Source organism: Haloquadratum walsbyi J07HQW2 (genome assembly GCF_000415985.1).
GTDB classification, from domain to species: domain Archaea; phylum Halobacteriota; class Halobacteria; order Halobacteriales; family Haloferacaceae; genus Haloquadratum; species Haloquadratum walsbyi_B.
Genome location: NZ_KE356561.1, coordinates 665,667 through 670,996 on the forward strand (window position 1 = coordinate 665,667; position 5,330 = coordinate 670,996).

The 5,330-nt window shown below is 46.8% G+C and carries 7 protein-coding genes; 3 read left to right on the plus strand and 4 right to left on the minus strand.

Translation table 11 applies throughout. The annotated features are described in order from the left end of the window. On the minus strand, nt 1-406 hold a 406-nt coding region (locus tag J07HQW2_RS03085), incomplete at its 3' end, for a GNAT family N-acetyltransferase (RefSeq protein ID WP_021053857.1). A 132-nt stretch (nt 407-538) separates the two neighbouring features. On the opposite strand from J07HQW2_RS03085, the gene J07HQW2_RS19850 reads away from it, so the two are divergent. Both J07HQW2_RS19850 and J07HQW2_RS03090 read left to right on the plus strand, forming a co-directional pair. Then, the gene (locus J07HQW2_RS19850; protein WP_394324627.1) at nt 539-742 is read left to right on the plus strand and encodes a hypothetical protein; all 204 of its coding nucleotides are present in this window, start codon (nt 539-541) and stop codon (nt 740-742) included. Nucleotides 743-828: 86 nt separating this feature from the next. Continuing rightward, complete coding sequence (locus J07HQW2_RS03090) at nt 829-1,140, plus strand: cysteine hydrolase family protein (RefSeq protein ID WP_303704297.1); 312 nt, start codon at nt 829-831, stop codon at nt 1,138-1,140. Between the two features lie 26 nt (nt 1,141-1,166). Here the strand turns inward: J07HQW2_RS03090 and J07HQW2_RS03095 are convergent, their stop codons facing one another. Further along, a complete protein-coding gene (locus J07HQW2_RS03095; RefSeq protein WP_021053859.1) occupies nt 1,167-1,832 on the minus strand; it encodes an MBL fold metallo-hydrolase in 666 nt (221 codons plus the stop codon). Nucleotides 1,833-1,966: 134 nt separating this feature from the next. On the opposite strand from J07HQW2_RS03095, the gene J07HQW2_RS03100 reads away from it, so the two are divergent. Then, nucleotides 1,967-3,484, plus strand: coding sequence for an amidase family protein (locus J07HQW2_RS03100; RefSeq protein ID WP_021053861.1), 1,518 nt, complete (start codon nt 1,967-1,969; stop codon nt 3,482-3,484). A gap of 14 nt (nt 3,485-3,498) precedes the next feature. Here the strand turns inward: J07HQW2_RS03100 and J07HQW2_RS03105 are convergent, their stop codons facing one another. Both J07HQW2_RS03105 and J07HQW2_RS03110 read right to left on the minus strand, forming a co-directional pair. Next, nucleotides 3,499-4,476, minus strand: a complete 978-nt coding sequence (locus tag J07HQW2_RS03105; protein WP_021053862.1) for an agmatinase family protein — start codon at nt 4,474-4,476, stop codon at nt 3,499-3,501. A gap of 43 nt (nt 4,477-4,519) precedes the next feature. After that, a partial coding sequence (locus tag J07HQW2_RS03110; protein WP_021053863.1) for an ABC transporter permease occupies nt 4,520-5,330 on the minus strand: 811 nt, incomplete at its 5' end.

The window sequence follows — 5,330 nt, forward strand, 5'->3', positions numbered from 1 at the left end:
TGATATCCACAATTTGGGTTGTCAAGTTTCGCCGGTCTGCGGTCACCGATGTCCAAAAATACACCGTAGCATTGTATTCCGCGACCTGTGTTGGTTGGATATACAAACAACCTAATTCTGTCTCAGTATCAGGATCGTATATTGTGAACGTGAAAGAGTCGCGGCGTTGGTGCTCTTTTTGATGCCAGGCAAGGTCGACTCGATTTTGCTCTAGTGTGAGCCCTACAGGCGGCCACGGATGGTCTGGACCAAATGTATTTTTGATTTGTTCGCGGCTTTCTATCACTGCTGCATAATCTGCCTCAGTATCTGTGATCCTCAATGGTCTGATGATGAATGAATCAGTTGTAATCTGCTGAGGAACCGGTGTATTAGGTGGAATCAGACTTGGTGTTTCAAACGGCATTTTTATTATTACATCTCACCCGGTGTAGTTATTAAGACCGATAAACAACTATATCTGATGGTATAAATAATCATTTGTCAAGCGATACCCACTGACCCTGGAACAATTGGCGAAATACCTGGATTACTGGTCATTGACCCACAGCGTGACTTTTTTACACTAGATGACGCAGTGTATCGTCCATCTTCATCGGTCGGAATTATAAAGAAAATAGTTGCTAATATCAATACGCTTGTTGAAGCAGCGGGGAAAGCTAATCTGCACATTATTTGGACAGAAGAGCGTCACCGTCCTAATCACTCAGATTACGGGGCTGAAGTGCTCTCAGTCGAGTAAAAACATACAATTACTGACACTACCGTGAGGAATTTGTAGATCTGCTTGCAATTCTAGATACAGGGCTTCCTGCTGTCAAGTATGTAATCAAAAAACGACGCTACAATTGCTTTCACAACACTGGTCTCATGCATTCATTCTTAGCATTTGATATTGATACTATTCTGGTTGCTGGTGCCATGATGAATGTCTGTGTTCATCACACAGCTCAAGGAGCGCACGAACGAGATTTTGTTTTTAGAGTCGTCGAAGAATACACCGCTGGAACAAGTCAATCGCCGCATGATGCAGCCTTAGAGATGCTAGATTATCTCCAGTCTGGTAGGGTTCATTCACTCACGTCTGTTACTACAGTTTCTAAAGGACTTCCCAGGCAATCCAGTGGTCGAGAAGATTAGGCAAGATAGCTCAATACTCTGAGTGGTCACACATCGGTATCCCACGTTCCCTTGTTTGGAAAGTCTAAAAATGAGTCAATTTTCTTTCGAGCATCATTGAATACAGACGACCCGTGAAAAACAAGAGCGATGTCAAATTCGTAATCTTGCAGACGTTCGGCATTTCGTTCTGCCGTAATAAGATCATCAGAATAAAAAGCCTCAATCATAATCAGATATCCCTCTGGAAGACCACGCCAGTCTGCACCAATCATCGCATCACCTAAGACTGCTATTGACTCCTCAGCTGCGACCAGTGCATGATTATCTTGGGTATGACCGGGAATATGCACCGCAGTGAACGGACCAATATTATCTTCGTGATCATACCGATGGTCGGCTACATGCGCTGTTTGTAATTGAGACTGTACCGGAACATACGTCTCTGGAGAATAAGTGTCGATAACGGTATCATACCCACCAACATGATCGTGATCGGTATGTGTCAATAGTAGCCGCTCGGGTGCAATCCCAATAGACTCTAATCGCTGTATGAGTATCTGACTGAGCTCTTGAGGTCCAGTATCAATCAAGGTTGGCGTATCCCAATCGAAAAGAAATGATCGGTAGCGTGCTGGTTTACTAGCCAGTGTCAAATCGTATACATCGGGTGCAACCTCAGTAATTGTATCAGAAGTATCTGGGTTCATCATATTTGAATAGATAGCATAATTATGACTAGGATCTCAACAAATCTAACCATTTCCCTATTATATCCCGCATCTATTCGTATAATTTTTAGAATATTAGGGAAACTATTGGGTAGGGGACACTCAGTAAGGCTCATATGGATAAATATGCCAAACTCGCAGAGAATTGGGGGGTGACTGTGGACAGTGCAAGCCGCCCCGTATTCGAAGAGATTCTCAGCGGTATGAAGAAAGCCATTCAGGATATAAAGACAGAGCCACGACCAGAGTTTGAGCTTTTAGATGGCTCTCCAGCCCAACATGGTGACCGGAGGGATCACTGGAGTCCGACCGCTGACTCAGATCCGTATAATGCGTGGCTCCAACGATGTTCTATTGCTGGATCTGCAGATGGTCGCCTTACCGGTCTGAAGGCTGGTCTTAAGGACAATATTGCGGTCGCGGGAGTGCCGTGTTCTGCAGGATCGACTGTACTCTCATTTACACCAGAGATCGATGCCACAGTCGCAGGTCGGCTACTCAATGCTGGAGCTACAATACTCGGTAAACAGAACATGGATGCCTTCGCGATGGGAGATGCCGGTGAACTGCAAGATTTTGGCATGACATGGAATCCTTGCGACCAAAGTCGACTTGCGGGCGGCTCCTCAAGCGGATCGGCTGCAGCTGTAGCGGCTGGCGACTGTGATGTCTCATTGGGGACTGATCAGGCTGGGTCGGTTCGAAATCCGGCTGCTTGGTGTGGTATTGTTGGCTGTAAGCCGACATATGGCTTGGTGCCATATACTGGTGTGTTCGGTATGGATTTTGGAATTGATCATGTTGGTATCTTAACGCGTGATGTGAAAACAAATGCTCAAGTGCTAGAGGTAATCGCAGGTGAGGATCGACAAAACGGCTGTCGGCTTGACCCGCGACAACCGTACCAATGCAGCTCTCAATCCTATATTGAGGGCTTACAAGATCCAACTGATGAACTAATAGTTGGGGTGCTCACAGAAGGTTTTGACTGGTCGACAGCTGACCCTGCCGTCGAATCGACTGTCCGAGACAAACTCGCTGAATTGGAGACTGTTGGTGTAACGTTGAAAGATGTGTCCGCACCGACACATGAAATCGCTGTTTCGATCATCGGGATTGTTGCCGCCCTTGGTGCGCAAAGCACATATCGTCGCGGTGGTGTTGGAACAACATCCCCTGGGTGGCATTGGAAAGCTGGCGAAGAAGCATTCAAGAATGGAATGCAAGCCCGAGGTGACGAGTTATCGCCGGCGGTTATTGCATCTCTTTTACTCGCTGAATGCTGCCGAATTAATGATAACGAATCAATATATGCGCAGGCTAAGAACGTCGCCCTGAGTCTTGATAAGGAATATCAAAATTGTCTTGATGAGTGTGACGTAATAGCAATGCCAACTGTACCTTTCACAGCACTGTCGCCTGCGGAAAATCAAGTTACACAGGTTAATCGACTAGCCAGAATTCCAGTTAATACGGCAGGATGCAATCAGACCGGTCATCCAGCACTGTCTGTGCCCTGTGGAACAGTAGATGGTCTTCCCGTTGGAGTCCAGCTAATTGGGTCAAAATTTGATGAAGAGACGCTATATCGCGTTGGACAGGCATTCGAAAATCAGAACTTTGGCAGGTTATAAATCACACTCGATGGCTAGCAAAACTTACTTTCGAAGAACCGCGTGACAGCACTTGCACCCAGCATCGCCGTAGTATCGCTATCGTCGTCAAGTGGCGGTGAGACCTCGACAAGATCCATGGCGCCGACCGCATCACAGTTACCTAACAAATCCATGCTTCGAAGGAATTGCGCACTTGTCAGGCCGCCAGGTTCGGGCGTTCCAGTGCCTGGTGCATACGCTGGGTCAACGGCATCGATATCTACAGTCAAATACACGGCCTCAGTATTTGCCGACGCGTGCTTGATTGCGGTCTCGATCGCTGTATCGATGCCGTCCCTACGGATGTCTCGAGCATATTTGACGAACAATCCATCAGACTCGATGAGGTCCTCAAATCCTGTTCGCTCATAACCGCGAATACCAATCATCGCATGGTTTGTATAGCCCCCGGAGTCTAAATCATTGATACGAGCCATCGGTGATCCATGCCAGTGGTCACCGTAGGTCTCGTCACCTTCGACTGTATCGCTATGTGCATCTAAATGAATAACTCCGACGTCCCCATCTACCGTTTTCGCAAATCCATCGAATGCTGGATAGGTCAAATAATGATCACCCCCAAGCATGATCGGGAATGTTCTCTCAGCGATTGTCTTCGCGTACCCTCTGACCTGCTCTCGAGTTCGTTCGACGCTATTTGGAACAATCGGGACGTCTCCACAGTCTCGTATATCAACTTTTGAATGTGCGACATGTTGAGCAGTGTCCACATTGTATGCACCGTTGGAACCGCCAGCGAAATGATCATACCACGCACTCATCTGTCGGAGCTTGTTAGGACCATACCGAGTGCCTGGTCGGCGAGATACAGTGCCATCAAATGGGACTCCATATATGGCCACATCAATGTCAGTTGCAAGTGCCGATGGCTCAGTTGACGGCGATTTGAGAAACGTGCCGGTATTTGCAAATGCCAGTTCTGAAAGGTCATCGTAATTCGGTTGTGTCATAAATTGTCTTTCTGTTGGTAATTAGATGATGATAATCGCTGAGTTACTCCCAAAGACCTCCTGCGAGATAATCAGCAACGGTCAGTGCCGCGAAGGTGACTATAATAAACAGTAAACTAATCACTGCAATAGTCGGTGAATAGTTGTACCGGAGACTGGTGAATATTTGAATCGGCACTGTCTGAATTGCAAACCCAGATAGTAACCATGCAATAATGTACTCGTTTAATGATAGAATAAATGCAAACAGGAAGCCAGCAATCACATTCGCCCGAATAAGCGGGAACGTGATCGTTCGCACAGTAAGAAGTTGCGAAGCTCCCAAATTGCGCGCAGCCTCCTCAAAACCTCTATCAAGCTCACCCAGCCCCTGACTAATGAGGATGAACGGGAATGGAGTAAGGAAAATCGAATGAGCGATGACGAGGTTCCAGATATTGCCAGCATTACCAATGGTTATGAAGAAGGTCATAAACATGACGCCAACAATCACAGGCGGAAGCGTAATCGGAAGCGTGGCGACAGCCGCCAATGCCTTTCCAAATTGGTAATCGTATCTGTCTAAGCTGTAGGCTGCAGTTCCACCGATGGTAGTTGCGATTAGCGCTGCTGGAATTGCTATCAGCACACTGTTTTGTATAGCTCCAATCCAGTTGGTAAGTTCCCCAAACCATCGAATTGAGAATCCCTCTGGTGGGAAGACCAGAAACTCACCATTAGTAAAAGCCATCGCTGAGATGATTATCAACGGAGTCAGGACAAACAAAAGAACAAGCCATGCAAAGGCTCGTAGTAATCCTGATTGAATCTTATCTCTTACTCTTAGACCCCTGGCTAAGCTCATAACGACCTCC

What these genes read in the sequence shown, in the direction of transcription:
- J07HQW2_RS03095 (WP_021053859.1), bottom strand. Translation starts at nt 1,832, where the DNA reads ATGATGAACCCAGATACTTCTGATACAATTACTGAGGTTGCACCCGAT.
- J07HQW2_RS03100 (WP_021053861.1), top strand. Translation starts at nt 1,967, where the DNA reads ATGGATAAATATGCCAAACTCGCAGAGAATTGGGGGGTGACTGTGGAC.
- J07HQW2_RS03105 (WP_021053862.1), bottom strand. Translation starts at nt 4,476, where the DNA reads ATGACACAACCGAATTACGATGACCTTTCAGAACTGGCATTTGCAAAT.